Source organism: Methanoculleus sp. UBA291 (assembly GCF_002499755.1).
Lineage (GTDB): Archaea > Halobacteriota > Methanomicrobia > Methanomicrobiales > Methanoculleaceae > Methanoculleus > Methanoculleus palmolei.
Genome location: NZ_DANC01000021.1, coordinates 1 through 26623, shown reverse-complemented (window position 1 = coordinate 26623; position 26623 = coordinate 1). Strand labels below are relative to the sequence as shown.

Annotated in this window: 26 protein-coding genes and 1 tRNA gene; 10 read left to right on the top strand and 17 right to left on the bottom strand. The window is 60.8% G+C overall.

The genetic code is table 11. From position 1 onward, the window contains the following. The first annotated feature begins 183 nt into the window (after positions 1–183). Complete coding sequence (locus BP737_RS04955; RefSeq protein WP_292410154.1) at positions 184–636, top strand: phosphate-starvation-inducible PsiE family protein; 453 nt, start codon at positions 184–186, stop codon at positions 634–636. Between the two features lie 554 nt (positions 637–1190). Here BP737_RS04955 and BP737_RS04950 read toward each other — a convergent pair. After that, positions 1191–2534: a hypothetical protein gene (locus tag BP737_RS04950; protein WP_342685977.1), complete on the bottom strand. Its 1344-nt coding sequence runs from the start codon at positions 2532–2534 to the stop codon at positions 1191–1193. A 550-nt stretch (positions 2535–3084) separates the two neighbouring features. Next, positions 3085–3372: a hypothetical protein gene (locus BP737_RS04945; protein WP_292410148.1), complete on the bottom strand. Its 288-nt coding sequence runs from the start codon at positions 3370–3372 to the stop codon at positions 3085–3087. Between the two features lie 409 nt (positions 3373–3781). Here BP737_RS04945 and BP737_RS04940 point away from each other — a divergent pair, with 409 nt between their 5' ends. Continuing rightward, positions 3782–4327, top strand: coding sequence for a MarR family winged helix-turn-helix transcriptional regulator (locus BP737_RS04940; RefSeq protein ID WP_292410146.1), 546 nt, complete (start codon positions 3782–3784; stop codon positions 4325–4327). Here BP737_RS04940 and BP737_RS14765 read toward each other — a convergent pair. The 9 genes from BP737_RS14765 to cfbA form a co-directional block, all read right to left on the bottom strand. After that, positions 4212–4481, bottom strand: coding sequence for a DUF3368 domain-containing protein (locus tag BP737_RS14765; protein WP_394339211.1), 270 nt, complete (start codon positions 4479–4481; stop codon positions 4212–4214). The genes BP737_RS04940 and BP737_RS14765 overlap by 116 nt on opposite strands. An 83-nt stretch (positions 4482–4564) precedes the next feature. Further along, positions 4565–5395 (bottom strand): CPBP family intramembrane glutamic endopeptidase, encoded by an 831-nt coding sequence (locus tag BP737_RS04935; RefSeq protein ID WP_292410144.1) that lies wholly within the window; start codon positions 5393–5395, stop codon positions 4565–4567. Between the two features lie 406 nt (positions 5396–5801). Then, positions 5802–5874 (bottom strand) — tRNA-Glu (locus tag BP737_RS04930). Positions 5875–5992: 118 nt separating this feature from the next. Continuing rightward, positions 5993–7186, bottom strand: coding sequence for a nitrogenase component 1 (locus BP737_RS04925; RefSeq protein WP_292410142.1), 1194 nt, complete (start codon positions 7184–7186; stop codon positions 5993–5995). A gap of 154 nt (positions 7187–7340) precedes the next feature. Beyond that, the gene (ilvE, locus tag BP737_RS04920; RefSeq protein WP_292410140.1) at positions 7341–8210 is read right to left on the bottom strand and encodes a branched-chain-amino-acid transaminase; all 870 of its coding nucleotides are present in this window, start codon (positions 8208–8210) and stop codon (positions 7341–7343) included. A 60-nt stretch (positions 8211–8270) separates the two neighbouring features. Next, positions 8271–9641: a Ni-sirohydrochlorin a,c-diamide synthase gene (gene cfbB, locus BP737_RS04915; protein WP_292410139.1), complete on the bottom strand. Its 1371-nt coding sequence runs from the start codon at positions 9639–9641 to the stop codon at positions 8271–8273. Continuing rightward, complete coding sequence (gene cfbD / locus BP737_RS04910; RefSeq protein WP_292410137.1) at positions 9638–10702, bottom strand: Ni-sirohydrochlorin a,c-diamide reductive cyclase catalytic subunit; 1065 nt, start codon at positions 10700–10702, stop codon at positions 9638–9640. Before cfbD ends, cfbB begins: the two co-directional genes overlap by 4 nt. Before the next feature lies 1 nt (position 10703). Further along, positions 10704–11879, bottom strand: coding sequence for a coenzyme F430 synthase (gene cfbE, locus BP737_RS04905; protein WP_292410135.1), 1176 nt, complete (start codon positions 11877–11879; stop codon positions 10704–10706). Between the two features lie 4 nt (positions 11880–11883). Then, the gene (cfbA, locus tag BP737_RS04900) at positions 11884–12291 is read right to left on the bottom strand and encodes a sirohydrochlorin nickelochelatase (RefSeq protein ID WP_292410133.1); all 408 of its coding nucleotides are present in this window, start codon (positions 12289–12291) and stop codon (positions 11884–11886) included. A 77-nt stretch (positions 12292–12368) separates the two neighbouring features. Here cfbA and BP737_RS04895 point away from each other — a divergent pair, with 77 nt between their 5' ends. The 8 genes from BP737_RS04895 (at position 12369) to BP737_RS04860 (ending at position 17577) form a co-directional block, all read left to right on the top strand. After that, on the top strand, positions 12369–12878 hold the full coding sequence (locus BP737_RS04895; protein WP_292410131.1) for a Holliday junction resolvase: 510 nt from the start codon (positions 12369–12371) through the stop codon (positions 12876–12878). Then, positions 12862–14001 carry a methanogenesis marker 9 domain-containing protein gene (locus BP737_RS04890; RefSeq protein ID WP_342685976.1) on the top strand — a complete coding sequence of 380 codons (1140 nt, stop codon included), beginning with the start codon at positions 12862–12864 and terminating at the stop codon, positions 13999–14001. Before BP737_RS04895 ends, BP737_RS04890 begins: the two co-directional genes overlap by 17 nt. Then, the gene (locus BP737_RS04885) at positions 13988–14794 is read left to right on the top strand and encodes a triphosphoribosyl-dephospho-CoA synthase (protein ID WP_342685975.1); all 807 of its coding nucleotides are present in this window, start codon (positions 13988–13990) and stop codon (positions 14792–14794) included. Before BP737_RS04890 ends, BP737_RS04885 begins: the two co-directional genes overlap by 14 nt. Continuing rightward, the gene (locus BP737_RS04880) at positions 14782–15357 is read left to right on the top strand and encodes a DUF447 domain-containing protein (RefSeq protein ID WP_342685986.1); all 576 of its coding nucleotides are present in this window, start codon (positions 14782–14784) and stop codon (positions 15355–15357) included. Before BP737_RS04885 ends, BP737_RS04880 begins: the two co-directional genes overlap by 13 nt. 153 nt (positions 15358–15510) lie before the next feature. Next, a complete protein-coding gene (locus tag BP737_RS04875; RefSeq protein ID WP_292410126.1) occupies positions 15511–15951 on the top strand; it encodes a fasciclin domain-containing protein in 441 nt (146 codons plus the stop codon). Positions 15952–16089: 138 nt separating this feature from the next. Then, positions 16090–16524 (top strand): fasciclin domain-containing protein, encoded by a 435-nt coding sequence (locus BP737_RS04870; protein WP_292410125.1) that lies wholly within the window; start codon positions 16090–16092, stop codon positions 16522–16524. Positions 16525–16667: 143 nt separating this feature from the next. Further along, entirely contained in the window at positions 16668–17114 is a 447-nt protein-coding gene (locus BP737_RS04865) for a fasciclin domain-containing protein (RefSeq protein ID WP_292410124.1), read from the top strand. Between the two features lie 37 nt (positions 17115–17151). After that, positions 17152–17577, top strand: a complete 426-nt coding sequence (locus BP737_RS04860) for a fasciclin domain-containing protein (protein ID WP_292410122.1) — start codon at positions 17152–17154, stop codon at positions 17575–17577. 15 nt (positions 17578–17592) lie between these two features. Here the strand turns inward: BP737_RS04860 and BP737_RS04855 are convergent, their stop codons facing one another. The 6 genes from BP737_RS04855 to BP737_RS04830 form a co-directional block, all read right to left on the bottom strand. Continuing rightward, positions 17593–18477 (bottom strand): A/G-specific adenine glycosylase, encoded by an 885-nt coding sequence (locus BP737_RS04855; RefSeq protein ID WP_342685974.1) that lies wholly within the window; start codon positions 18475–18477, stop codon positions 17593–17595. Between the two features lie 184 nt (positions 18478–18661). Continuing rightward, positions 18662–22510 (bottom strand): bifunctional RecB family nuclease/DEAD/DEAH box helicase, encoded by a 3849-nt coding sequence (locus tag BP737_RS04850; RefSeq protein WP_292410118.1) that lies wholly within the window; start codon positions 22508–22510, stop codon positions 18662–18664. 534 nt (positions 22511–23044) lie between these two features. After that, positions 23045–23650 (bottom strand): fasciclin domain-containing protein, encoded by a 606-nt coding sequence (locus tag BP737_RS04845; RefSeq protein ID WP_292410116.1) that lies wholly within the window; start codon positions 23648–23650, stop codon positions 23045–23047. 95 nt (positions 23651–23745) lie between these two features. Continuing rightward, positions 23746–25209, bottom strand: a complete 1464-nt coding sequence (locus tag BP737_RS04840) for a redoxin domain-containing protein (RefSeq protein ID WP_292410114.1) — start codon at positions 25207–25209, stop codon at positions 23746–23748. An 84-nt stretch (positions 25210–25293) separates the two neighbouring features. Further along, complete coding sequence (locus BP737_RS04835) at positions 25294–26190, bottom strand: hypothetical protein (protein WP_292410112.1); 897 nt, start codon at positions 26188–26190, stop codon at positions 25294–25296. 201 nt (positions 26191–26391) lie between these two features. After that, positions 26392–26623, bottom strand: a 232-nt coding sequence (locus BP737_RS04830; RefSeq protein ID WP_292410110.1) for a hypothetical protein, incomplete at its 5' end; no start/stop codon positions are given.

The window sequence follows — 26623 nt, the reverse complement described above, 5'->3', positions numbered from 1 at the left end:
CCCCCTTTGCCTCCCGCGCTATCTGGGTGGGCGGCCATTCTGGGTCCGGCGTCATTTCGGTGCTCGGGGTAATGATCCGGCCGCCAGGGCGAGAACGGGAGATGAGGCGCCAGCAACGATCCCCGAGGCAGAAACAGCGAAATCTCGACAGATTTTTATGCCGATCTGGAGGATAAACTATATATGTACCGTTTCGTCGAACGGTTTGAGCACACCGTCTACATTGTGCTTATCATATTCCTGATGCTGCTGTTATTCTTTGCCCTCCTCGAACTGGGCTGGCTGGTGGTTGAGGGACTGTTCGACGACACTCTCTACAGATTCGATAGTCTGGACCTGTTCGATCTCCTCGGGCATTTTCTTCTGATTCTCATCGGTCTGGAACTTCTGGAGACGATAAAGGCGTACCTGAATCGGAGAGAGTTCCACGTCGAGACCATCATTCTCGTTGCGATCATTGCTATTGCAAGGAAAGTTATCCTCCTCGGTACGGCAACTGCGGGCGAGCTCATCGGTATCGGGCTGATTATCATCGCTCTCTGCGGCGGGTATTACTTCATACGCCAGGCAGGACTGCCGAGTTTTCTCTCGCCGCGCTATCCTGCGCCCTCATCTGAGGGCCGGGAAAAGCAGTGATCCGGCTTCTCTGGCGTTCGCGGTTTGACTGGTTCTCTCTCTTTTTCCCTACAGAGAGTGCATGCTCTGGTGTTTCGTTATCAATATGGGCCGATGCAGCTCGCGGCCATCGGGTTCTTGAACCCGGACTTCTACGGCCAGATCCACCGGACTCCCGGGTCGACGATGGAGACGGAGGTCCATGGTTTGTGTGGATGGATGCAAATGGTAGTATCACCGCCATGGATGCCGCGCCGTTCGGCGACGAGGCACAGGATCAGGTGCCGCCGTAGGGAGCTGAAAGGGTATCATAGCCGCCGATATTACGGGTATTTATGGGATTTCTCCCGGATTTTCTGTCTCAGGATACCTCTCGTAAAAAGGGTGGAATGCACTGCGGCGAGCAGACATGCCACAGTGTGCAGGGTCCTGCGTGGTCGATACGGTTCTCTTTGCTCTGTTGCGGTTCCTGCTCTGTTCTGCAGCCCGAAGGTCGAGCCCGGCGGTGCCGCATCCCGGGGTTGCGTCCATGCCGCGGTGGATGCCGAACTCGCGGGCATTATGCCCCGCTTCCGTTACCCGCCGGCTGAGACACGGTAGACCTCCCACCGGCCGGTGTTGTTGCCCATCCAGACGATCTCGCCGTTGGAGACGTCCGGGTAAGATTGATCGTACTGGTCCTGCGTAACCGGCGATTCCATTCCGGTGGTGATGTTATACATGTAGATGTCGTGGTTTCCGCTCCGCAGGTCCGAGTAGACCACGAGGTTGCCGTCGACCGCAACGGAGTCCGGTAGATCCGACTCTCCGGTAATCTCCGTCGTGTTGTCTTCTTCCACGTCGTAGAGATACACGGCGCTCCGGTTGCCGAGGAAGCCGATCCAGGCGACGTACCGGCCGTCGCTCGATACGTCCGGGTAGCGGTCGTCACCGGAACCGCCTAGGGAGGTTCCTTCAGATTCCCCGACAGGCGCCACTACGATGTTGAAATCTCCACTCTCGGTTGCGTTATCCGCCCAGGCCGTTGTATTCCCGCCGATGGCCGTCTCCATCTGGTAGGAGTTATCGGTGACCACGGGTATGGTGCTCTCGTTTGCAATCGCATAGAGGTACACGTCGCTCGACCCGGTCGTAAGGTTCGTCCAGATGATGTAGCCCTGCGAGGCACCCGGGTCCAGTTGCGTCCCGCCGCTTTCATCCGTCACCTGCTGCAGCCCGCCCGAAGAGATGTCGTAGAGGTAAATGCTGATGTCTCCTGTCCCGGGGTCTTGCCCCGACCAGACCGCGTTGCTTTCAGCGATGGCAAGTTGGTGCGGCACGCCGAGAGGAACCGATGTGGCGTTGGATATGGTCGAGGTATTCTCTGAGGAGATGCTGTAGAGTTCCACCGAGAGCGATTCGTTTTGCGAATCGTTGAGAACCCAGAGGATGTTGTCTCCGGATATTGCGGGGAACATCTTGTCCGCCGGACCGCTCGATACCTGTGTTGCGGCACCTGTCGGGACGCTCTGCAGGGGCTGTGTCGTCGGTGACTGCGGAGGTGTGATTGTCGGCGGTGACGGACGCTGGGGCAGGGCTGTCGGGGGCGATGTCTGTGCTGGTGTGGGCGTTGCGGTTTGTGTCGGCGTCGCCGTCGGTGTCTGGTTGGATGTTGCCGTTACCGTTGCATTTGGCGTCGCGGTCTGCGTCGGTGTGGCCGTTGTCGCCGGGGGCGGTTCGGCTATCGGCGGTTCTACCACTATCGGCGGCCCGATTACCGGGGGTCGCGTCGGCACGACCGTTGGTGTCGGCGTTGGCGGAAGTTGGACTACCGGCGGTTGCTCCGGCTGTATGGGAGGCGGCATTGCCGAAACAAGTCCCGTCGCGCAGACGACGATGACGAGGATCGCGGCCGTCACCCCGAACGTTATCACTTTCATACGTTTCACCTTCCTTGACTGTTGTCGTTTCTCCGTCTCGTTCTCAGGGGGAGAGCCCTGTTGCATGCGATCACGATCCCGCATATGTTGTCCTCTCTTCCTTGCGCCCGGGTCTGTGCACCCCTCTCTGCCTGTTCTCAAATGGGGTGGATCCTCCTGTAGACGATCGCGGGGAAGATATCTGCGGTACAATGATCGCACGCCGCGGCGGGATTGGGGACGGAGTATATATAGATGCCTGCGGCGGCTGTGGTGAATTTCGTGCGATTCCCGATTTGGGAAGCGGCGGCGGGAGAGTGGTTCTGTCCGGCAGGGGTGCTGAACGATGTCGTCATTCCTGAGGGGCGGATGCCTCCGGGGTCGCGAGTTGGGGTGTGGCGGGATCGGCTATCGATACGGAGATGAGAAAGGACATGGGAGTAAGTGAGAGAGCTGCTGCATACCTTGATACGCTGGCACTTGGCAGTGCTGTACAAGCAAGGAATTCAAGCCTTTCAGGGAGTTCAGATCGAGTGAATCCCGTCTTTCTGTTCATTCCGAGGTGTGTTTGTTATAGGTCCCACCGTTTTTCAATACACCGATAACAGAAGTTAAGTGTTGGTTTGAAGGTGGCACTTATTTGCGTATAGTATTCGATATCCCAGTCATGCTCTTTCTCGGCAATCAATCCCTTGAATACGTTCCCGGCACTCCCGGCGATGCAGTCGGTAAGCCCGTCCTGGACAAGGAGCATGATATCCTGACGATCTTTTATTCCATAATCCATGAGGGTGGTGAGCCGTTCCAGTTCCATCGAGACGGACTGTATCAGGTTGGCCGGTTCGTCATCTCTAGGCATTGCAAGGACGAAGATATGAGCCACACTCAAGGTCGATCAGTTGTATGCTCAAGCGACGATCATATAAGGGGTCTTGTGGGTTTCGTAACCTTTGTAGTCTGTCGTCTAAGTCTTCCGATATGCACGCGTTGAGGTAGCCACGCTGTCTGAGGGCATCCCTCAGTCTGAGCAGGTCACTCTTTCTCTCCTGGTAGAACGAGCCATAAATGCCGATGGGAAGTTCTCGCTTCATTCTTTCAAAACGAATGCGAGCTGCGTTCTGTCTGGTTGAGTGTCCCCTCGGAGGTGCCATTAAGAAAGTATTATCATCTCGATATTATAACAATTAGTTACACAATACTAACTAATGTTGGCGATAGGGTTAATATCCGTTAGCCATATGTAATCGATATCTATGTTGAGGTGAGGTATGGAGCAGGCAGTCGTCGAAAAATTCCTGAATGAGATCCCCTATGAAGCTAGGGTTGCCGTGATGGAGCTGAATAACGACCTGCGGTGGGCCGTGTACATAGCCCTGGTACTTGAAGGCAGGAAGTACTTCAGCGAGATAAAAGAGGAGTTCAAGGCGAATCCGAACACGATCGGTCCGGTTCTGAAAGGTCTCGTCGACGGCGGGCTTGTAGCACGAAAGATAGCCAAGTTCGAGGATTTCGTGGATAAACGGAAGGTGTTCTACGAGCCGACCGATATAGGGCTGCGGCTGTTTGAGGTGCTGAACGATGTTGCCATCCCAGAGGGGCGGGCGCCTCGGGAGTTGCGTGTTGGGGGTATGGCGGGATCGACCATTGGCATAGGGGCACGAAAATATACAGGAATACGGCGGGAATACGTGGGACAACCTAATGAGTTGGTGTTAAGAGGTGCCTCAAAGTCGTATAAACCCTGGAAAGCAACCAGAGAGAGACGAGGTCGGGCTTCGTGGAGAAGCAGAGCGAAACAGCCCGGGTTGGTTTAACCAGGCGGATCAGGTCCTTTTCCTTCTCCACTTTAAGAACACGCCTGTAGAGGGCATCGTGGATCCGGAAATTACCCTGTTCTCTTAGCCGGTCCATCTCCTCTGCAAGCGAGGAGGCCTGCCCTTCGTACTTTGCCCGGAACAGCAGTCCGATAATGCCGGTTTATGTTAATTCTTCCAATTTCAAACTTCCGCCAAATGCCCGGCGAACCGATCGGAAGAGTCGTTCTAGCCCGCCTAATCTGCTCTATGGGCATACCTGAATCGCGCCAACGTCTTTGATCCCCATAAAAACACCACGATCACAGCCGTGATGGCAATGAGCCCATAGCCGATAACCCCGTCATACAGTTCGAAAGCTGAACGACTACCGGGAAATATGCTCCTTCCGGTATTGGTCACGGCATGAAAGAGTATGGCTGCAAAGACGCTTTTTTCAGTGTTGTTATAGAGCCAGACAGTCAGAATCCGGAAACTAACGGCCAGCATAACTCCTCCCCATATAATCAGTCCCAGGGTCTGGCCAATTGCAATCTCCGACGGGAAATGCCATACCGCATGAATCAACCCAATGATGAGGCTGGCTGTCAGTGCGGTGTATCGGGCTTGCATAGGATCGGTGACATATCCCGTATAGCCAAGCTCTTCACCTGCAGCGGCAAAAAAGTACGCAATAAAGAGGAGCGGTGTAAATAGGGGCGGGTTCCAAACAGTTGGGACCGGCAGCCCGACGAGACGCATTGTCACGTAGGTCAGAACGTAGATAAACGGCATCAAGAAAATGATGGGAACATACCAGACTTTTTTCGTGATCCTCTTATAATCGAAGGCTCTTTTCAACAGATTCTTTACCCCTGAAAGTTTCTCTTCCCGGTACACAAGGATGGATGCCGCTATCATCGGGGTAAAAGTGGCCACAATGTCTGTCACGGGAAGATTATCCACAGGAAGATTCACCGGGTAAATGACATTAAGCACCCAAAGTGGAATAGAAAGAGCGTAAACCAATATAAAAAATAGAAATGGTGACCTTTTTGATGTGCTGTTGTTCGGGGCTTGCAGTCTCATCGGTGGGTGAAACCAGTTTGATCATATAAAAAAAGCTCCTTTTTCCTTCTTTCTATGAAGTCATCCTAGTATTCTCCCGATCATGACACTGCATGCCACGTGAATCATCCCAGGAACAAGTGCTCACAGCATTTATATCGAGGAGTACTCTTCTTGAACGCCTCAACCCCTTGCTCAGGGTGATCCCGTGCGATGCTTGGAGTCCCGTCACGAACTCGTTGATGAGGTCGGCGTCGTCGCGAGTATGTCTCTGGCCAGGGCTTCCCCGGACGGTGTGCTGGCGTAGGTTCTATCGATGTGATGAACTCTCTGTCTGTTTGGGTTGGTGCTATGCACACTCCCATGCAAGGGGGGTCGGAACAGGGATATAAAACCTTTTAGAGACAAATTTGAGCCTGAAAACAGATGCTGCTAAGGGGATTCGAACCCCTGTCGTCGGCGTGAAAGGCCGACATGATTGGCCTCTACACTATAGCAGCATGCACGATGTTGCCATACAACTTCGATGCCGGGAGATAAAAAAGTTGTGCCGGGGGAGCCGGGCGGATTCGATGACGGCCTGCCATTCCCCGGGGTGTGTACGCGCCGTCGTCCACCTTACCCGCATCCGCCGGGGCGGCGGGGCTTTTGCTTCGTGAGCGCCGCGACGAGGTGCTCCGTGCCGGCAAACCCGAGCGTCCTCTGGCTGCCGTGCATCATGTCCAGGTGCTCGATCCCGAGGGATGCGGCAAGGGGCTTCTCGAGCATGCCGCCGAAGACCAGGTCGATCCGGCAGGTCTTGAGCCTCTCCCGGATCTCCTCCTGCTCCGGCTCGATCAGGATCTCGCACTCCGGGCCGGCCAGGTCCTTCAGCCGGTCCAGGGTGTCCGAATCGAAGTCCACGACGATGAGAGACGGTGCAAGGCCGAGACCTGCGAGGAAGAGAGTCATGGAGATTGCCCGCGTCGGCCCGCTGACGATCGCCACCCGCCGGCCGGCGAGGACCTCGCGGCAGGCGCCGTCGGTGTCGGGGTCGTGCCCCGCGTAGTGCGGAAGCCCGAGGGATTCGGCGATATGGTCCAGGAACCGGACGGTGGCGGCGTGCCCGACAGGGATGTCGGCGACGATGAACGGGGTACCGCAGACCTGTTCGAGCACCTCTGCGGCCTCCTTCCCCGCCGGTTCGCAGACGACGATGTTGAGCGCCGCAGAACCCAGGCGCTCGATCTCTTCGACCGTTGCGTCGGCGGTGAGCGCCGCGTTGACCCGGACGCCGATGAGGTCGAGGATGCGCACGAGCTCCCGCAGGTCCGGTCCGCCTCGGAGAAGGCCTATCAGGTTGACGGACCGCTCGTTTGCCCCGCACGGTTCACAGACGAACTCCTCGACGAGCCGACAGAGGGTCTCGCTGTAGCCTGTCCGGAAGTCGCCCTCGAATCCCCCGGCTTCGATCCCGACGACCCGTGCGTCGGTCGAGGCGGCTTTCACCGCGGCGGCGATGTCCTCGCCGATGATGCTTGAGACGCAGCAGGAAAGGACCGCGATGAGATCGGGCCGCAGCTTCGCATCGAGTTCTTCGATGGCTTCTTTGAGTTTCTCCTCGGCGCCGAAGATGACGTCGTGCTCGTCAAGGCACGTCGAGTAGATCTCGGACGGGCGGTCGCCCCGCATCCCGAGGATGTAGTTGATATGGTAGACGCAGCCCTTCGGCCCGTGGACGAGCACGGCACACCGTTTGATGGTTGCGAGCGCCTTTATTGCGCCGAAGAGCTTGCACGTCGCCCGGGGGATCTTCACTGCCCTGGTGGTCATCGTAACCATCCTTCATCGATTTGGCCCGGCTCTGATCTTGCACGGGGCGGAACGGTTACCCCTGTCTTGTTCTGCATACTACATATACATGCGAGGCGCCCGTGAGATCAGCAAACGGTTAGAAAAAAGGATCTTTCTGAAAGACCCTTTCCCCTCACTCGTAGACCGGGGTCCCTTCCTTCTGGGTGACGGTCTTGAAGGCCGCCATCAACTGCCGGGTGACGGGACCGGGTTTCCCGTTCCCGATGACGCGGCCGTCGATCTCACGGATCGGCCCGATCTCCGCCGCGGTCCCGGTGACGAAGACCTCGTCGGCCGCATAGAGATCGAAGTAGCCGAGGTTCCGCTCGATGACGGTAAGCCCCATCGACGCCGCGATCTCCAGCACGACCAGACGGGTGACGCCGCGCAGGTTGTTTAATGTCGGCGGGGTGATGAGGACGCCGTTCTTGACGAGGAAGAGGTTGTCCCCCGATCCCTCGGCAATATGACCCTGGGTGTCGAAGAAGATCGCCTCGTCCACACCCATGTGGTTCGCCTCGATCTTTGCGAGGATGTTGTTTAAGTAATTGAGGCTCTTGACGTTCGGCGGCATCGATTCCGGCGGAGTGCGCCGGACCGAGACGCAGATCGCCCGAAGGCCCTTCTCGTAGAGGTCGCCGTACATGGCGCCCCACGTGACGGCGATGACGATGACGGTCGGTTTCGGGCATTTTCGGGGGTCAAGGCCGAGGTCGCCCCTGCCCCGCGTCACGATCGGGCGGATGTAGGCGTCTTTTAAGTTATTTCGCCGCAATGTCTCCTTGATCGCTTCGGCCATCTCCTCCTTCGTGATCGCGACGGCAAGGTCGATCGTCTTTGCCGAGTCGTAAAGCCGTGCGAGATGTTCGTCGAGACGGAAAACCCTCCCGTTGTAGGCGCGTATCCCTTCGAAAACGCCGTCGCCGTAGAGGAGGCCGTGGTCGAAGACCGAGACCTTCGCCTCTTCCTCGGGGACATATTTACCGTCAAGGTAGATTATCATGCAATACGTGTGGTCCCGGTTCGTTTGTATGTTTTGCGTTTTATACCGTTCGCGCCCGTCTTAGGTTCGGCAGCAGTCCACAAAATGCGCGAGCATCCCCCGGCTCGTCACCGGGTGGAGGTGAGTGTAACTCCCGATCGTCCGGTCCCGCACCGCACCGTCGAGCCCGTCCCGGATCCCGCTCCCGCGGCTCAGCCGGTAGGCGTAGCGGGTCTCCAAAGAGAGATCGACACTGCTGTAGTGAAACTCATGGCCCCGGAACGTCGCCTCGCCCATGGGGCTCCCGGCCGCGCTCGTCCCCACCACGTAACCAAGCATCCGCCGGGCCGGCATCCTCGTTGTGCCGGGAAAGACACCGGCGAGGTCGTAGGCCCTCTCCGTCTTTGCGTCCATAAAGCCCGGGGCGAGCACCATCCGGTCGGTGAGGTAGATGAGCCCCCCGCACTCCGCGTAGATTGGAGTGCCGTTCCGGGAGACCTCGCGAATCCCCTCCCGCACCGCGGTGTTCGCCTCGAGTTCGGGGCCGAAGACCTCCGGGTAGCCGCCGCCGAGGATGTAGCCGTCGGCCTCCGGCAGGGAGTCGTGAAGCGGGGAGAACGGGACCGCTTCCGCCCCGAGCGATGAGAGTACGTCGAAGAGATCGGCGTAGTAGAAGTTGAAGGCCTCGTCCAGGGCGACGCCGACCCGAACGTCCGTCTCGCCGGTCGCCGCGTAAAGGGGGCTCTCTTCCGCCGGCAGTTCAGTCTCGCGGGCGAGCGCGAGCAGGGCGTCGAGATCGACGTGATCGGCGATCATCCGCTTCACCGCCTCGATACGCCTCTGAAACTCCCCGTGCCCCTGCCCTTCCCGATAGGGCACAAGGCCGAGGTGGCGCATCGCAAGTTCCATCTCCGCCGTCCGGGGGACGGCGCCGACGACCGGGATGCCGCAGTAGTGCTCGATCGCCCGGATAGCCTTTTCCTGGTGGCGGGCGCCGGTGATGTTGTTTAAGATGACCCCTCTGATCGTGACGTCCGGGTCGAAGACCTGGAATCCCCTCACGATCGCCGCCGCGCTCCGGGTGATGCTCCGGGCGTTGACGACCAGAACAACCGGCAGGTTGAGTTGCTTTGCAATCGCGGCCGTGCTCCCGAGGTCGGTGAGGGCCTCCGCACCTTCAAAGAGCCCCCGCACCCCCTCGACCACGGCGATATCCGCTCCCCGGCACCCGTGCGCAAAGACCGCCCGGACCTCGTCGGGGTTCATCACGTAGCCATCCAGGTTCCGGCAGGGCCGTCCCGTCACCCCGGCAAGGTACGATGGGTCGATGTAGTCCATCCCCACCTTGAAGGTCTGGACGGACCGGGTGGCTGAAAGGAGGGCCGAAAGCGCAAGGGTGATGCTCGTCTTTCCGCTTCCGGAACGGTCACCGGCCACGAGGAAGGACTTCATCGCATGCTCCGCAGGATCGCCCCGAACTCGCTCTCGACGATCTCCCGGACACCAAGGGTCTTCGGGTGCAGGTCGATCTCGACCATGACGTGCCGGTGGCCCATCTCCCGGAGCGGCTCAACCTGCCGGGGGCCGTTCGTGACCGAGAAGACCTCGATACCTTCCGTGTACTCCGACGGGACGGCGTGCGGCACCCCGACGAGGAGGGCGAAGTCGGGTTTGAGTTCCCTGATTCGCTCCCCGATCGCGGGGCCGTTCGCCCCGTACTCGTCCAGAGCCCCGAGAAGTTCCGGGTCGACCCCCCGCCCCCGCATCCCGGCAACGATCCGGGCGGCATCCTCCCGCACCTTCGGGAGGCCCCGGTCTTCGAGGTTTGCGATATACGTGACCGCGGCATCCGGGCAGGCATCGTGGAGGGCGAGGAGCTCGTCGGCAAACATATAGGCGGTCTCTTTCTTCGCGTTCATGACCGCAACCCCTCTTGCACCGGCGGCGGCGAGTTCCACGAGGCGACCGGCTGCAACATGCTTGAGGTCGCCGCGCGAGGGCTCGATGTAGGTCCGGGAGGCCGCTCCCCGCAGCCGTTCGACCTCGTTTGCTTTCGCGAGAAGGTAGCGCTGCCGTTCCAGTTCGTCGCCGCTGATCCATCCGGCGGTCGCCGCCGGTTCGAGCGCTGCGAGCACGCCGTCGATGTTCTCCCGGAACCCGGCATGAATATCCACGGCAATCGCCGGGGTCTCGATCCCGGAATCCTCGATTGCGGACTGGAGGTCCTCTCCGATGATCATCGCAACACACGTCCCGACGACCGCTATCCGCCGGGGGCGAAATGTCTCCTCCGCATAGCGGAGCACCTGCACGAGCGGATCGTGCCCGCCGAAGATGAACTCGTTGTCGGCGAGCGAGGTCGTCAGCACCCGCATGCCGTCCTCCTCAAGGAGCCGGGCGTGCTTGAACGAACAGCCCGACGGACCGTGAAGGATCGCCACGTCCACCCCCAGGTCGCGGGCGGTGTAGAGCGCCGCGACGATGGAACTTGGTCTCGGTTGAATGTAATGCATATTATCGCCATGTCTTTACTGCAAGGACGATTGCTCCCGCCGGGGTTATCTCCCGGGCAAGGTCCAGCCCCATCTCGAGCGTCGCGGCGGTATGCTCCTCTCCAGGCCACGCCTCCCCGACGTAGACGGTCGCCGCCGGGTCGACGGCAGATACCGTCCGCCGGACCTCCTCCGTCGGGAACCCTTCGCAGATCGCCCGCGCCTCTTCGCCGATGACGAGCGTCAGGGCGCCGTCGCCGGCAAGGGTCCTCGCATAGCGGGCGGCTTCAACGGTGGTGGCCATGTTCGTCCCGCTGTTTGCGTTGTCGAGGATCAGACGTTTTCCCTCCCATCTGGTCGCCATTCTGCCGGAGAGAGCCGTGAACCCCGCAAGCGGCGCAGGATCGATCCCGAGCACACAGGCGGTCGCGGCCGCGAACGAGAGCGCCGGACGGTAGCCGACGAGGGTGCAGAGCGGATTTTCGAAGGTACCGGCGACCCCGTTTCCGGCGTATCGACAGGTCTCGCCGTCGAAGGACACGACCTCGTCGGCGACGACCGTCCGCCCCGGAAGGTCGATCCCCGGCGGAAGCACGACCGTCCTCGCCCGGGAGAGCAGCCGGCATTTCTCCGTTATCGCGTGTTTCTTCCCTGCCGCGATCGGGTAGTCTTCCGTCGAGGTCAGCACCGCCACGTCTCCGGCGGCCGTAACCCCGAGCGACTCTTCGGCAATCAACCAGCCCCCTATCCGCTCCGCTTCGCGCGCCGCCGCGATCAATGAAGCGGGCGTGATGCTCTTCTTCCAGAGGCGTTCCCGCTCCGGGTAGCGGTAGGTCCCGGTCGATGTGTGCAGGATGCCCGGGCCCGGCAGCAGCGAGGCGAGGGCATGGGCGGTGGTGGTCTTCCCCCGCGCCCCGGTGATCTCAATGAAGGGGTGCGGGAGGAGCCGGTCGCCGAGGACCCGCCTCACCATCTCGTGGTGCGAGACCACAGGGCCATGCTGCCGGAGGAGGGGGTGATCCGGGTCGAGGTGCACCGGCGCGGTGACGAGGTCGTAAGTGCGGGCGAGCGCCTCCTCTACGGGGATGCCGGTCTTTCCGCGGTAGACGTCCACCTCGTCCACCTGGTGGCCGGCACCACGGAGCGCCCCGGCGAGTTCCGCCCCGCCGTGGATGGTGTCCAGCACCAGGATTCGCATGCTCCTAGGCCTTCAGTTCGGTGATCGCGTCGGATGCGTTCTTCAGCATCAGTTCGGCGAGGAGCGGGTCGCTGCCGATAGGGTTTGCGTAGACAAGCGGCACGGTCCTGCCGTTCAGCCGAAACTCACCTCTCCTGGAGTCTTCGGGAAGGCCGAGAAGTTCGGGAATATCCCGGTTGATGTGAATGCCCCGTGCGAGGAAGAGCGGGACGACGACCAGCATGTCGATATCCTCGCCCCGGAACGCCTCCAGTTGCTCCTCCACCGTCGGGGTGTTGAGGCTCATGAAGCCGGGTTTGACGATATATTCATCGGCTTTTTTGGCGATGAGGTTTGCGGTGGTCTCGATGAGTTCCTTATTGTAGGGGAGTTTGCTCCCGTGACCGATCAGTAACATCCCTTTTTTACTCATATGTTACAAGGTACTACGAGAGGACCTTAAAATAATTACCGATTGTTTTTATGGGACCGTTCCTAAACCTCTAATGGATGGATAATTTCGAACGGGCGATCACTTCCTGCGTCAACCGGTTTTTCGCCCACCGAAAGATGCAGGGATTTGCCTACCGGCTCAAACAGAGCAAGTTCAATACCCAGTACGTCGATGTACTTGTCGATTCTCTCGACCCCCGCTACTACCTTGCCATCGAGTGCAAGTCGATATCGGGAAAGAAACTTTACTTCACCCAGCACTTCCACTCCGACAGAAACAATGTTCACCAGGTCGATGCGATCACGGACTTCATCCGGAAGACCGGACGCCGCGGATTCCTTGCCGTCGAGTTCCGGTTCGGTGCGGGGAGGGCAAAAGAGGCGTATCTCATGCCCTGGAGCACGGTGCTCGGATACTACGGCAGCGCGCCTGGTATCTCGATCGACGATTTTCGGCTCTGTTGTGCGCTTACCCGTTCCGATGAGGAGTATGACCTCCCGGGGCTCGATACAAATCAATATCCGCTCTCACCACCAACGGATCGGGAAGATGATGGAAGCATATGATCGTTTTGAACTTCTCATAAACGATCAGGTCGTGAAAACACCGGTGGCTATCGCGTCCATGGCCGGGATCGTGGATGCGGCCTACGTTCTTGAGCGCGCGGCTCACGTCGGGGTCGCCTTTATCGGCGGCTACTCCATTGACGGCCCTACCCTTGAAGTGAGCCGGCGGATGGCGGAGGATGGCCGCAAAGAATTCCTGTATGCCGATCCCATCGAAGCGCTGGGGCATGAGATCGACGCCCTGAAAGAGAGCAGCGTCGTCGCTGGCATCAACCTTCGCGGCAGCACCCCCGCTGCCTACGCCGGGGTCGCGAGCGCGTTTGAAGACCGCGTGGTTTACGAGATTGACGCCCACTGCCGGCAGTCGCCGATGCTTAACGCCGGATGCGGCGAGTATCTCCTCCATCACCCGGACGCCCTCGTCGAGATCATCCGGGCCTTAAAAGCGGAAGATGTGACCGTCTCAGTGAAGGTCCGTGCCGGTGTTGCGGCCAATGACGCCGACCTCGCCCGCACCGTCTGGAAGGCGGGAGCGGATATCCTCCACGTGGACCTGATGGACTATGGGCACAACAAACTCCGCCAGATCCGCAACGCTTCGCCCCTGACGCTCATCGCAAACAACTCCATCAACACGTTCGACCGGGCGATGGACGCCTTCTCTCACGGGGCGGACCTCGTCTCGCTCGCTCGAAAATCCGACCCCTGGACGCTTGCGGGTCTTGATGCCGCCATAACCCGGGCCGCCGATGAAGGCGGCTGGTACAACGCTCCGAAGCAACTCTGCCGCGGCGGCGACATCCGGGCGCTCGCTTTCTGCTGTATGCCGGTGAAGGCCTGCCCGCTCATCCCGACCCTCGAGAGGATCGGGCTCTCCCGGAAAGAGTACCTGAAACTCAAGCAGGAGGCGGTGAAGGGAACGGCACTCGAAAACGGGAAGACCACCTGTTTCGGGAGCCTCGCCTGGTGCTGCAAGATCAGTTCGCCCTGCATGTTCCGGAACATGACGCTTGAGAATGTGGGCCTCTCTGCGCGGGAGTACATGCGCTGCAAGCACCGTCTCTCCGAGAAGATTATGCACAGGATATTCGATGAAAAAGAGACCGCCGATGAATCGAGCTGAACAGGCCCAGATGGCGATGATGCTCGAGGTCTGCGCCTACCCGAAACCAGGGAACGTTGACCGGTGCCACGACTATTCCGGCACCCGTCTCGAGCACTTCCTCGCTTCAACGATCCTCGCGAGACCTGCTTTTGATGCGGCCGAGAAGACCGGCGGCCGGGTCGGGCGACTGATCCGGGAGGCGGTCCGGCTCACCAGCGGTTACGCCGGGGGAAACACCCACTTCGGAGCGTTCATTCTTCTCATCCCGCTCGTCCTCGGGGAGGATATCGACGGGGCGTTGCGGGTTGTCGCCGGGACCGACGTCGAAGATGCGGTCGATTTCTACGCGGCGTTCGGCCTCACCAATGTCCGGATGGCGGAGCGCGACGATCTGGACGTGAACGACCCGGCTTCGGTTGCTGCGATCCGGGAACGGGGCATGACGCTTGCCGACATCATGGCTTACTCGGCGCCCCGGGATATGGTTGCCCGGGAGTGGACGAACGGATTCCGCCTGACACGCCGAAGCGCCGACCTGCTCCATGCGCACGGGCACGGACGGGAGGCAATCGTCAAGGCGTTCCTCGACCTCCTTGCTTCGGAGCCCGACACCTTCATTGCAAAGAAGCACGGGATGGAGACGGCTGAGAAGACGATGCGGTGTGCGGCCGAAGTACTTGACGGAGGGCGCGATCTCGCTGCCTTCGACGCCGAATGCATCCGGGAGGGTATCAACCCGGGTTCGCTTGCCGATATCACCATCGCCGGAATTTACGTGGCGCTCGGGGAGGGATGGCAGTGGGACTGTTGAGCGAGGGGATCAACGAAGTGATTGCGACCACCGACTGCAACGCCGCACCTATGGGGATCATCAACCGGAGCGGCTCCCTGCACATGGTTCTCTTCCGGGGGAGTCATACGGCGAGGAATATCGCCCGGGACCGCTGGGTGGTGGCGAACTTCATCTTTGACCCGGTGCTCTACGTCCGGACCACTTTTGATGACCTGCCTCCGGAGGCCTTCGTTATGGAGAAGATCGATGGGCGGGTCGTCTCTCGTCTTCGCGACGTGGAGGCCTGGGCCGCGTTCGTCGCCGATGTGGAACGGTCGAGCGACGAGGCGATCACCGTTCGGCTCGTCCCCTTCCGCGAGGAGGTGCTTGACCTGCGGTTGCACCCGGTGAACCGGGGGTTTTCGAGCATCGTTGAAGCGACGGTCCATGCCACCCGCTATATCAGGAACCGCGATCCGTGGCTCGGACAACTGGTCAAACACCATACCGGCCTTGCCCGGAAGTGCGGCGGCCCCCGGGAGTGGGAGGCGCTCGAACTCCTTAACCGGTATATCCGTGACCTGACCGGCGGGACCCCCTGAGGAGCACAGCCAGGCGGTGCTCCGGCGTCTTCGGTCAATCGGGCCGGCATTTTACCCGGGTCGTTATTCTCTCCCTCATTTGTATCTTAACATTTGTATAATAATCAATATATACAATAACCTACGAAGGGCCCTTACAGGAAGGTGCCTGATATGGCGAAGATCTTTGATACGTTAAAGAGCGATGGAAGGTTCAGCCGGCTTGTCACGATCATTCAGACGCTCGGCGAAGATGCGGTGCTGCAGGGGGAGGGGCCGATGACGTTCTTTGCTCCGGTCGACTCGGCGTGGGATGCGATCCCCGAACCAAACCGGGCAATGATCTTAAACGATAAGCAGATGCTCTCGCATCTCATCGACTTCTTCACCATCCGCAACCATGCGTGCAAGCTCGATACGCTGCTGGCAAAGAATGTCGTGAAGACCGCCGAAGGAAACTCCATCATGGTCCGGAAGACCGGGAAGGGCACCCAGGTGGATGAGGCCCTCGTGCTTGAGGGAGACGTGCAGGCCGATAACGGCGTCCTCCACGTCCTTGACGGCGTCCCCTTTGCGACGCTCGCCCAGGCTTACGAAGCATACGCAGCGGACTAAACCCGGACCAGAATACCCTTTTTCTTTCTGTCGCCGTCCTTCCGGGGGCTGGCAGTCCGCCCCCGGGACCTGTCGTTATTATGAATGCAATTTTATATATCCATCAAAGTACCCCCGGTGTCCGTAGGTGGATCATCGATGAAGAGTATCTTTGAGACAAACCGGGAAGACAGCCGGCTGAGCATCTCCACGAGGATGATACAGGCTGGAGGGATGGAGGAGATCCTCCGGGGGGAGGGCGAGTATACGGCGTTTTTCCCGACGAATGAGGCGTATTCCGCGTTTTCCGCAGAGGTGCTGGACGCTGTCCTGAAGGACCGGGAGAGACTCGCGGATATGATCGCGTATCACATCGTCAGGGGCAAACTCACTGTGCGTGAACTCGGACAGCTGGAGGCGATTGCCACCCTGCAGGGGGAACACCTGGATATCACGGGGCCTCCGGCAGCGATTCGGCTGAACGACGCCACCGTTGTCGAGCCAGATATTGAGTGCACGAACGGCATCTACCACATCATCGACCGGGTGCTCCTGCCGCGCGCCGTTGCGGCGCGGGTGAAGAGACCGGCCTGACTCGGGGACTTCCGATCTTGGAATGGTAAAACGCCGTTTCGGATACAGGGACCCTACGGGGTGTCTTTCTTCCATGCGATAGACCCACGGGGCCGTGAGGAACCGCCCGTATTTTTATATACTCCCGGCGGGAGTTGGCCTTCATGAAGAACATCCTTGCGACCCTGCGTGAATCGGATTCATTTACCACGTTCCTCGACCTGGTACGGGCCGCCGGCATGGAAGGGCGGTTGAGCGCCGAAGGGCCCTATACGCTCTTTGTTCCTGACGACGATGCATTGCGGGCAGTATCGGACCTCGCCACAATCCGGGAGAATGCCGACCGGCTCGCCGATCTGCTGAATTACCATATCGTCCCGGGGGTGCATTCTATGATCGACCTGCTCGGCATACGGGCCCTGCGTTCGCTCCAGGGGGAAGACCTGACCGTGGACATCGCCCCGGAGGGGGTGCTGGTCAACAACGTGCCGGTCGTGGAGTCCGATGCGTGGTGCACAAACGGGATCTGCCACGCGGTCCACGCTCTGCTCCGGCCTCCTGTTGCCGATACGGTTGCCGGCAGGGCCGGCTCCGGGAGAACGTATAAATAATCCTGCAGGGGTAGTGGTGTGCGTGGAGAAGAGCAGTATGAAGAACATCATTACTACCCTGGAAGACTCCGGGAGTCTCACGACGTTTCTCGAACTGGTCCGAATTGCTGGCATGGAGCCGATGCTCCGCGAAAGAGGACCGTTTACCGTCTTCGTCCCTACGGACGAGGCGTTTATGCGGGTCCGGAAGGACCGGATGGACGAACTCCGGCAGGACCCGGATAAACTTCTCCTGATCGTGAGTTACCACGTGGTGCCGGGGCAGTTCACTTCCGAGGACCTCCGGAGCGTCACTGCCGTCAGGTCGAGCCTCGGGACCGACCTGGTCATACGGTCGTCCGACCGGGGCATCACCGTCAACAGCGTCCCCATCGTCGAGGCCGACGCGTTCTGCACGAACGGCATCTGTCATGCCATCCGCGCGGCGCTTGTCCCTCCGACAATCGATATCGCTGCGCCCTGAAGCGTTCTTCCCCCATTACCTGCAGGTATAGGTCCCTTCGCTCTCGGCGACGAACCCTTCCCGCGCGAGGTCACCAAGGATCTTTCTTACCCGTCCGGGATTCTCGCAGACCCGGAGTATCACCTGCTCCTCGGTGACCGCCCCCTCATCAAGAACGAGCGCGAGTATCCGGCCCCTGACCTGCCGGTCGGACCCCTCGAATCGGCTCTGCCGGGTGTAGGACGCGCTCCGCCGGTTCGGGTTTGCCGTCCGCTTCTTCAGGATCGTGCCGTAGTCCATTAATGCGCTATACCACTCCCCGGGGTTCTCCCGGTAGAGCGCCTGCTCGACGAGCGGGAGGATAGCGTCGTCCCGCACGCCCTCCCGGCCCTGGAAGAAGAAGTGGATGAAGATTCGCCGGATGTTCGTCTCGATATAGACGACAGGCATGTTGAACGCGTACGCGACAATTGCCGACGCGGTCGCCTTCCCGATGCCGGGGAGGGCTGCAAGCGCCTCGACATCCGCCGGGAGCCGGCCGCCGTTCTCCTCCACCACGCGCTCGGCGGCTTTCTGGAGCGCGATTGCCCGGCGGTTGTAACCCATGCCCTGCCAGACACGCAGCACCTCGCTCTTCGGTGCGCGGGCAAGACTCTCAAAATTCGGGAACTGCTCGATAAACTCCGGGTATTTTACGGCGACCCGCTCGACCTGCGTCTGCTGGAGCATGATCTCGGAGACGAGGATACGGTAAGGGTCGGTGGTCTGCCTCCAGGGAAGGTCGCGGCCGTGAGCCCGGTAATGGGAGAGAATAAGGTCCTGAAAGAGGCCCATGGTCTCCAGGGTGGCTCCCTGCTCCCGGATGGCGGCAAGGATGTCGCGTTCGCGTGCGTTCTGGTCGGGGTCGAGACTGCCGATCACACCATCTGTTTGGTCCGACCCGGGGAAATAGGTTGGGTCGGGGATGGGACGTTAATAGCGCTGAGAATGGCAGGTCCGACACTTTCCTGCCCAAAGCGTCCCCTTCGCGCTTGCCGGAGATCAAAGCCCCGGGATGATGGCGGAAACTGGAATTTTCCCGACCGTCCCGGTAAACCGGATTGCGTCAGGCCCTTTCTCCGGTTGCAATATCCGATGGAGATCCGTGCACGAGGTGGGAACCTCCCTCCACCCGCGCCCGCATCACGGTGAGCCGGGCGCCTGCCGCCCCATCCAGGTCGAACGTCCGTTCCTTTCCGTGGTCCCGGCAGAACTCCTGGAGGTCGAGCATGTGCCGAAGGCCGGTTGCCGCCTTCTCGTTCTGTACGAGGTCGAGCGGCGGCTCCAGCAGCGGCCGGGGCAGAAAAACGATGCATTTCGACCGTCCCCGGGTCAGCGAAACGTTCAGGCGGTTTCTGCTGTAGATGAACTCGGCCTCTGCAAGAGCGGTCTCGACGTCGCTTACGCCGTAACTGACGATAACCGCCTCTGCTTCCTGTCCCTGCATACTGTCGACGGTGTCCACGAACGGCGGATACTCCCATGCCCGCATCCTGTCAAGGCGACTCCGAATTGCGCCGATCTGGGCATGGTGCGGGCTGACGATGAAGAGCCCGCGCCGCCAGAAGAGGAAGTCTCCTTCCCCCGTTGCCGGATACGGCTTACCCGACTGAGGGTCGATGAGCTTCTCCCGGAGCGCTCCGACAAGGCTGGTAACCAGCGCTGCCTCGATCTGGTTCTCCACCGTCGTCCGGACACCCTCAAGCACACAGAGCACGAGCGGGTATGCCGGATCGAGGACCTGCTCGACCCATTCCTCTCCCGGAGGACCCGGGACGAGGGCGATTTGCTGCCGCCCGATCGTATCGTTCGCCGGGGCGTAATCGGCGCCGTAGAGCGTCTCCGCCGGGAAGCAGGAGAGGGTGCGGTTCATCCTCCAGTTCTCCTGGAGCTGGCAGGTGTAGGCAGGGCGCGCGGGGTCGTCGCGGTGCCGGAGGTAGGCAAAGACGGAGTCTTCAAGCCCGGGGAGGCCGTCCTCCGGTAGCGGGTACTCCCCCTGGACGACCGGGGGAAGCTGCAGGTCGTCGCCCGCGAGAATGAGACGGCCCCCCTCGGCAAGCATCGGGAGCACCATTGCAAGGTCGGTTGGTCTCATCTGCGACGCTTCGTCGACGATCAGGAGGTCGAGAGACGGGAGGGACTTCTCGAGTTTGCCGAAACTGTGCACCGTCCCGCCGAGGAGGAGGGACGGGTAGCCGACGACGGTATCGGCCCGATCATGGGGCAGCACCGCAAGGCTCCGCTCCCCTCCGGCTGTTCTGGCGCCCTTTAACTTGTAGATGGGGAAGTCGGCGGCGAGATCGAACTCATCGACGGACTCCTGCACCTTGACGAGCAGGTTCTCGATCGCAGCGTGGGTGCACGCTGCGACACCGACCCGGACCCGTTTTCCATGCAGCCTCCGTGCTTTGACGAGCAGGAGGATGGCCGTCGCGAGAAAATGCGTCTTCCCGGTTCCGGGCGGCCCCCAGACCAGTGTCAGCCGGTCTCTCATCAGGTGGCGGAACGCCCCGGCCTGGCTCTGCGTGAACCCGGCGCCGGCGGCGAGCCGTTCTGCATCGGCGACGAGTCCCTCGGGTTCAACGACCGGGGCGGCGAACCCCTGCGGGTCGCGGAGGAGGCGGATGAACGTGTTATCCGGCTGTCCGTCCAGGGTGAGGAGGCGGTCGACGTAGTGCGCCACGATAAAGTCGGTGAAACGGGGGTGCAGCACCGCGAGGTCGCCCTCCGCGAAAGGTGCGATCTCCCGGCCGTACGTCACCTCCAGGACAAGTCCCCGGACCTGACCCGCCTTCCGGTCGACGATGGTGTCCCGGACCCTGGCGAAGCAGACTCCGCTCGTCCCGGGGTTCGGACTGCTCCGGTAGCGGAGGTCGTCGAACGCGATCATGGCCTCTTCGCCTGCTTCGCCGCGAGGGATGAGGAGGTAGCTGAACGCCTGCGATTGCTCGAAGAGCGCAAGGTCCAGGGGACCGAGCACCTTCCAGAAGTTCCCTTCGCTCTTCCGGACGGGGATGCTGATCCCGTCCCGGACCCGAACCGGCCACGGCTTGCTGCGCAGTTCCTGCACCTTCCGGGCACCCAGGGTCGATTCGTACTCTACGATGAAGAGGAGGCGCGATATCTCAGGTGCCGCGGCATCCCACGGGCGCGGAAACCGGAAATTCTCCGCCCAGCGCACGAGGCCGGGTTTAACCCGTTCACGGAGTCCGTCGAGGACGCTCCCCGCTGAAAGCAGACGCCGCGACATCTCCTGCCGGACCCAGTCTGCGGCTTCCGGCTTTGTTCCCTGCCACGCCATGATGATGGCGTCGCTCTTGAGCGCGTTGCTGTGCTCGTTCCAGAAGAGAGTGCCCGGATCGAGCCGGTATGCGAAACGGGAAGAGGGGATTGCCGCAAGGACCTCCGGCAGACGGAGGGTGAACGGGACGGGGAGCGCAAGCAGTCGCCGGATCTCGCGCGTCAGGACGACGAGAGGGAACGGGATCGATGTTGACGGGTGGCTGGACCCGATAGCAATGCCGGGGTCCTGGTAGTAAAACCGCAGCCGCAGGGCATCTTCCGCCGTTTCGGGGTCCCTGATTGCGTCGTCGAGCAGTCTGGTGAAGAGTTCCTCTTCGTAAGTGTCGTAGACGTAGGTCTGCACCGACTTCTGCCCTGTCCATTCCCGGCCCTGGTTATACTCGTGGACGGCTGCAAGTTCTCCGGCGAGCGCCCGGACAAACTCCCGCCTCACCCGGTTGCAGTCGTCGGGGTTCCGGGCGACGGAGATAACTTCGTTTGAGGGCGTTCCGTAGACCGCCTCGCCCTTGAAGCGCCGGAACCCGAGAGCGTATATCCGGCCGGAGACGGGGTCTTTCTGGAGCGTGAGAACGATACCGATATCTTCGTAGACAGGGAGGGCCGGCGATCTTGCGGCGAGCGCGATGACCTCTCCCGTCCGGAGCGCCCGGACGGTCGCCCGCAGGCGGTCGCCCTGATCTGCAAGCGACCCGCAGTTGTCCAGGTGCCGGTCGTTCTCGGGGTCCCGGAGAAACTCTTCGAGGTCGGGAAGCGTGTTGATGGAGAGACCGGGGTCCCACGGGGCTTCCCGGAGGTAGCGTCGCCCGACGGATGAAAGGCCCGGAATCTGCGAGACAGAGGCGGAAACTTCCGCTTCCTTGCGGCAGCACGCGTAGTATTCGCAGGACTCGCATCGTGCCGTGAGGTGCCAGGGCACGTCCCCCGGCGGGCCGGCAAAGATAACCGGAAGGCGATGGCGGAAGAAGTCCTCGATCACCCGGATGTTGAGGTGCAGGTCAAACGGTCTGGGTTCGTCGTCCCCGTACAGCCAGATCCCTGCCCGGGCGAGGTTGACCGGGAGGTCGATCCCGAGCAGGCGGAGGGCGTGATCGAGGATCAGGGCATACAGCGTCGCCTGGACCCGGTGGCTGACGCTGAGGTCCTCGCTTGCCTTGATATCGATGACCGAGAGATGCGGCCCCCCGTCGCCCCTGCCATCCAGCCGGATGAGGTCGGGGCGGCAGGGGGAGAACCGGTACACCTCCGGGTTGATGCCGTAGTTGCGCAGGAAGTGGACCGAGACCGGGATGGTTGACTGGTAGATTGCCTCTCCCGGGGATAACCGGGGGAGGAGGTTGAAACTCTCCTCGATAGAGAACGACCGTCCGGAGAGGGGGCCGGTCCCGGCCGGGAGCTGCACATGTCCTGCGAGTTTCATACGGACGACCTCTTCCTCCCACCGGATTCCTGCATCCAGGAGGGCCTGCGTCACCGGGCTATGGTCCATCGCGCCTGCCGGGATACCGGCGGCCTCCCGTTCCTCTCTCGGGGTTGCGTGGTAGCGGAGGTGGCGCTCGCAGTCGTGGTAGAAGAACCAGCCGATGAGCGACGGACTGAGGTTAAAACGAGGCATAAGCGTTCACGATCGATGCCGGGAGGGTCGGGAGTTCTCCCTGATGGCGACGGTGACTCATCTGTTTGTGCGGTCGCGGGAAAACTGTTGTTATGGACCCCTGTTGAAACCCTCTCTGGAGAGTCGATTGCGGCCCTGACACGGATTTCGGATGGGGACCCTGTGAGGGGAGAGGGATGCTTCCCTCGAAATCCTTCAGGTTTCTCAAGATTCGGGCGTTCCGCGTATTGCACTCCCCGTCAGCCTCTCCTCACATCCTCCGTGCTCGAGTTTCTGCCGGACTAGCAGTCGTTCTCCCGTGGCGATGGTTCTCCGTCTGCTACACGGTACATTCTCGTTTTGACCGCTCAGCCTGCCGCACACTGAAGACCTTCAGCCTTCACGACTTCCGGAACCAAAATATGGTCTCAACAGAGCCGTAATTGGCTGCTTCTTTTACAATCCGCGATCAAATCGGTCTTTATGCGGATACATCTCCAGGCACGAATGCAATTCGTATGCGCCGCAGAAAGGGCGTCCGGGGCAGGCAATCTTTCAGCCGGTGACGTTCATCGTCACGTTTGCGGCGGTCTCGTTCTGTCCCGACAGGGTAACGCCGGATGGGACCATAACCGTATCAATGGCGTGAATGACGCCGTTTATAGCCTGTATATCGACCCGGATGATCTCTACTCCGTTCACCGTTATGTTCTTGCCGTCGGCATCGACAGAGATTGAGTTGCCCTGTACCGTTGCGATGGTACCATTCGTGGCGAGTTCGGCTCTCGTATAGGTTCCCGGAGCCATGTGGTAGAGCAGGACCTCGGCGAGATTGCCCTTCGGGTCGTTTGAGAGGTCTTGCATCACCGCCTCGGGAAGCCGGGAAAATGCTTCATCGGTGGGTGCAAAAACTGTATACGGTCCAGGCCCGGCGAGAACTCTCTCAAGCCCGGCTGCATCGATAGCGCGGGTAAATGCCGAGAAGTTCCCGTCCCCGACCAGCACCTCACCGATTGTCAGGTTCACGCCCATCTGCGTTGCGGCAGCCGTGCCGTCCGTCTGGTTTCGGTCGCCGTCCTCCGACGGGTCCGTGCAGCCGCAGGCGAGGGCCGCCGCCCCGAGAACCAGAACGGCTATGAATAGTGCGTACTTCGCTCTCATGGCTCCTCTGTGGGCTGTATACTCAAACCTTTCCTTCTAACTCATTGTCTCCGGAACCGGCAGAAGAGCCCGGGAACCCGAGCTCCCGGGGCACTTTACTTCCAGAGTCTCATGGTCGAGACCACGTGGCGCACCGGGTCGTAGACCCTGACGGCATGGTTGCCGGTATCGGCGATATACCAGAGCCCTCCGAAATCGACCAGGCCGTCCGGCTCGTTCAGTTTCGCGTCCCCCGACAGTCCATCCCGGTGGCCGCGGCTGCCGTTCCCGATTATGGTGAGAACCCAGCCGGTGCCCGGGTCGAACTGCTTGATCTTATGGTTTTCGGTATCGGCGATGTAGACCGCCCCGTCCCGGTAGGCTATACCCTTCGGGTGACGGATACGGGCCATCCCGGCGATGGTGTCAAGGTCGCCGAAGTCTTCCAGCGAGTGCCCTATGGACGTCTCGACCATCCCCCGCTTTATCCGCCGGATCGCCGAAGCCCCGCTGTCGGCTACGTAGAGCACCTCGCCGTCGGCGACGATGCCGGCGGGTCCGGCGAAAGCGGCCTTTGGAAACGGGCCGTCGACCAGGGCCTCCAGGCCCGACCCGGCGTATGGTTCTATTGTGCGGGCGGCCAGATCCAGCCGCCAGATCTGGTTCCCCCCGGCCATTGCGATATAGAGATAGCCGCCCATCAGCACGAGGTCCCGGGGCGCGTTCAGCGCTACATCGGTACCCGGTCCGCCTTCACCGGGCGAGGGGGCGGCAAGTCCGGTCCCGGCGACCGTCGTCACCCGCCGGTCGGGCCAGAAAACCTGCCGGATCATGTGGTTCCCGGTATCTGCAACGTAGAGAGTTCCCGCCTCCTCATCGAAGGCGAGGCCCTCCGGCAGGTAGAAAGCCGCCTCCTGAAACAACCCGTCGGCGTTTCCGGCGGCTCCGGAGCCGATTGTCTCCAGAATCTTTCCTGCTTTGTCGGCGACGATTATCCGATGGTGGCCGGTATCGCTTATAAAGAGCCGTGCCCCCGCATGGTCCGCTGCGATCTTGGCGGGGTGGTAAAGGGTCCCCTCCCGCGCCGTCTCCCGATCGGCTCCGGACTGCAACGGCCCCCTTGCCAATAAACCGCGCTGCTCGAACTCTTTCACTATCAGGTCGATCTTCAGGTCGAGCCTCCCAGATAGCCCCTCTCCGGTGGTCTTCCCGACTATGTTCCCCTCCGGGTCGATGAGGATAAGGGTCGGCCAGTCCCGGACCCCGAAGGCCTGCCAGAGGAGACGATCGGGGTCGACGACGATGGGACCACGTACTCCGGCGCGGCGAACCGCCTCGCGGAGGTTCCCGGCAACCGCGCCGGACTCAAACCCTGGTGAATGAACTTCAATAACTACCAGGTCCGGGTGGTTATCCTGGAGGTGCCGGACCTCCGGTGCCAGGCGTATGCAGTTTGAGCAGGCAAACGTCTGAAAAGAGAGCAGCACAATCCTGCCTGCAAGGTCGCGGACGGAGAGCGGGCGATTGGTATTGAGCCACTCAACGCCTGCGGGGAACTCAGGGGCTGCTATCAGTTTCATGCGGCACCTTCTGGCGGTTTAACGTTATGAATGTTGGCCCGGCCCGGTGGCCTGGATCTCGGTAAACCGCCGTCGCCCCCAATCTCATGCCGGCGGCTCGGGAGAGAGCGTCTCTGGGGCGGCAAGCATCTCCTCGCAGAAGGCAATCGCCCCGAAAACCATGTTCTTCCGGTAGACCGCGGGTTTGATGCAGGGCGTGTCGGGAAGGCCGCCGATCACCGAGAATACCTGCCGCCAGGGTATCGGATCGGTCATCGACGGAGGGGCAAGGTTGTTGTGAATGTGAAAGGCCCGCAGGGCCTCGCGCGGGACCTGCCGGAGCGCTTCCGGAAAATCTTCTCCTTCGGCGGCGTAGAGGTTCCAGGGGTCAAGGGCGATCCCGGCAAGTCCGGCGATCTCCGGGTGGACATTCTTGAGCGTCGTCCAGAACGCACGGATCTGGCTCCCGGTGGAGATGCTCTGGTCCTTGTTGTTCTCAAGCAGCACCAGGGGTTCTGCCCCAAACGCGTTCCAGTGGGCGGCGATCAGGGTGTGCATCGCCGCGACGATATCGGTGTGGGCGTTCCTCCTGTCGCCGGGGTGAATCTCGATGATCCCGGGAGGAATGCCCAGACGGTCCTCGATCTCAAGGAGCATGTCCCCGAACGCGATCACCCAGTCCGGGTCGCGCCACCGCAACGCCGCTTTCACCTGCCTATGGTGCTGATCTCTTCTCGGGACGGCCGGTTCGGTGTGCATGACGTAGTCGAGAGAGCCTGGAAGGTCTGTATCCTGCTCGTAAAGGTGCAGGATAGACGACCGGTTGAGCATGGAGCCGATCTCCTGCCCGGTTCGCTCCACCTCGGTTTTGTTCTTGATGAAATCGGCGGGAACTTCGATATACGTGCAGCCGAACCGTTCGGCAAGATGCCAGCGCTCAAGGAGTCCTCCCCGTTGCGCGACTTCTGTGACGTTTGGGTAGATGTAGTCTGCACCTGGCATGGCAATCAGGCTACGCCATGGCAGGAGTGATACAAAAATGTTGGGTGATCCGGCATTGTCGGGTTCGACGACCTGTTCCTAACCTGACGAGACCGCTGTTCCTACCGGCTTGGCCGAGATGTGGTGGGGGTTCGCGTCTCGTCTCTATACCTGATCCGGATTGTAACGACTGTCGCGTTCTCTGCTGCTGTCGCGCAACACTCAGCGTCGCATGGGATTATCGAGAACCTGCGGACACACAAACAGGATATCCACGGGCGCATAAATATAGGTGCAGTAGGCACGCTCAGGATCATAGTACATACACTGCGCACATTCGTATTGTTTTGGTCTTCTCTCTTTCTGTCGGGTCAACTCACCGGTTACGGCATCGTATATGCCATACCTGGCCCGGTCTGGTGCTTCCAGTTCCGGCGTCCCGGTATATTGAGCA

Coding starts and splice junctions, on each gene's coding strand:
- BP737_RS04955 (WP_292410154.1), top strand. CDS start 184: ATGTACCGTTTCGTCGAACGGTTTGAGCACACCGTCTACATTGTGCTT.
- BP737_RS04950 (WP_342685977.1), bottom strand. CDS start 2,534: ATGAAAGTGATAACGTTCGGGGTGACGGCCGCGATCCTCGTCATCGTC.
- BP737_RS04945 (WP_292410148.1), bottom strand. CDS start 3,372: ATGCCTAGAGATGACGAACCGGCCAACCTGATACAGTCCGTCTCGATG.
- BP737_RS04940 (WP_292410146.1), top strand. CDS start 3,782: ATGGAGCAGGCAGTCGTCGAAAAATTCCTGAATGAGATCCCCTATGAA.
- BP737_RS04935 (WP_292410144.1), bottom strand. CDS start 5,395: ATGAGACTGCAAGCCCCGAACAACAGCACATCAAAAAGGTCACCATTT.
- BP737_RS04925 (WP_292410142.1), bottom strand. CDS start 7,186: ATGACCACCAGGGCAGTGAAGATCCCCCGGGCGACGTGCAAGCTCTTC.
- ilvE (WP_292410140.1), bottom strand. CDS start 8,210: ATGATAATCTACCTTGACGGTAAATATGTCCCCGAGGAAGAGGCGAAG.
- cfbB (WP_292410139.1), bottom strand. CDS start 9,641: ATGAAGTCCTTCCTCGTGGCCGGTGACCGTTCCGGAAGCGGAAAGACG.
- cfbD (WP_292410137.1), bottom strand. CDS start 10,702: ATGCATTACATTCAACCGAGACCAAGTTCCATCGTCGCGGCGCTCTAC.
- cfbE (WP_292410135.1), bottom strand. CDS start 11,879: ATGCGAATCCTGGTGCTGGACACCATCCACGGCGGGGCGGAACTCGCC.
- cfbA (WP_292410133.1), bottom strand. CDS start 12,291: ATGAGTAAAAAAGGGATGTTACTGATCGGTCACGGGAGCAAACTCCCC.
- BP737_RS04895 (WP_292410131.1), top strand. CDS start 12,369: ATGGATAATTTCGAACGGGCGATCACTTCCTGCGTCAACCGGTTTTTC.
- BP737_RS04890 (WP_342685976.1), top strand. CDS start 12,862: ATGATGGAAGCATATGATCGTTTTGAACTTCTCATAAACGATCAGGTC.
- BP737_RS04885 (WP_342685975.1), top strand. CDS start 13,988: ATGAATCGAGCTGAACAGGCCCAGATGGCGATGATGCTCGAGGTCTGC.
- BP737_RS04875 (WP_292410126.1), top strand. CDS start 15,511: ATGGCGAAGATCTTTGATACGTTAAAGAGCGATGGAAGGTTCAGCCGG.
- BP737_RS04870 (WP_292410125.1), top strand. CDS start 16,090: ATGAAGAGTATCTTTGAGACAAACCGGGAAGACAGCCGGCTGAGCATC.
- BP737_RS04865 (WP_292410124.1), top strand. CDS start 16,668: ATGAAGAACATCCTTGCGACCCTGCGTGAATCGGATTCATTTACCACG.
- BP737_RS04860 (WP_292410122.1), top strand. CDS start 17,152: ATGAAGAACATCATTACTACCCTGGAAGACTCCGGGAGTCTCACGACG.
- BP737_RS04850 (WP_292410118.1), bottom strand. CDS start 22,510: ATGCCTCGTTTTAACCTCAGTCCGTCGCTCATCGGCTGGTTCTTCTAC.
- BP737_RS04845 (WP_292410116.1), bottom strand. CDS start 23,650: ATGAGAGCGAAGTACGCACTATTCATAGCCGTTCTGGTTCTCGGGGCG.
- BP737_RS04840 (WP_292410114.1), bottom strand. CDS start 25,209: ATGAAACTGATAGCAGCCCCTGAGTTCCCCGCAGGCGTTGAGTGGCTC.
- BP737_RS04835 (WP_292410112.1), bottom strand. CDS start 26,190: ATGCCAGGTGCAGACTACATCTACCCAAACGTCACAGAAGTCGCGCAA.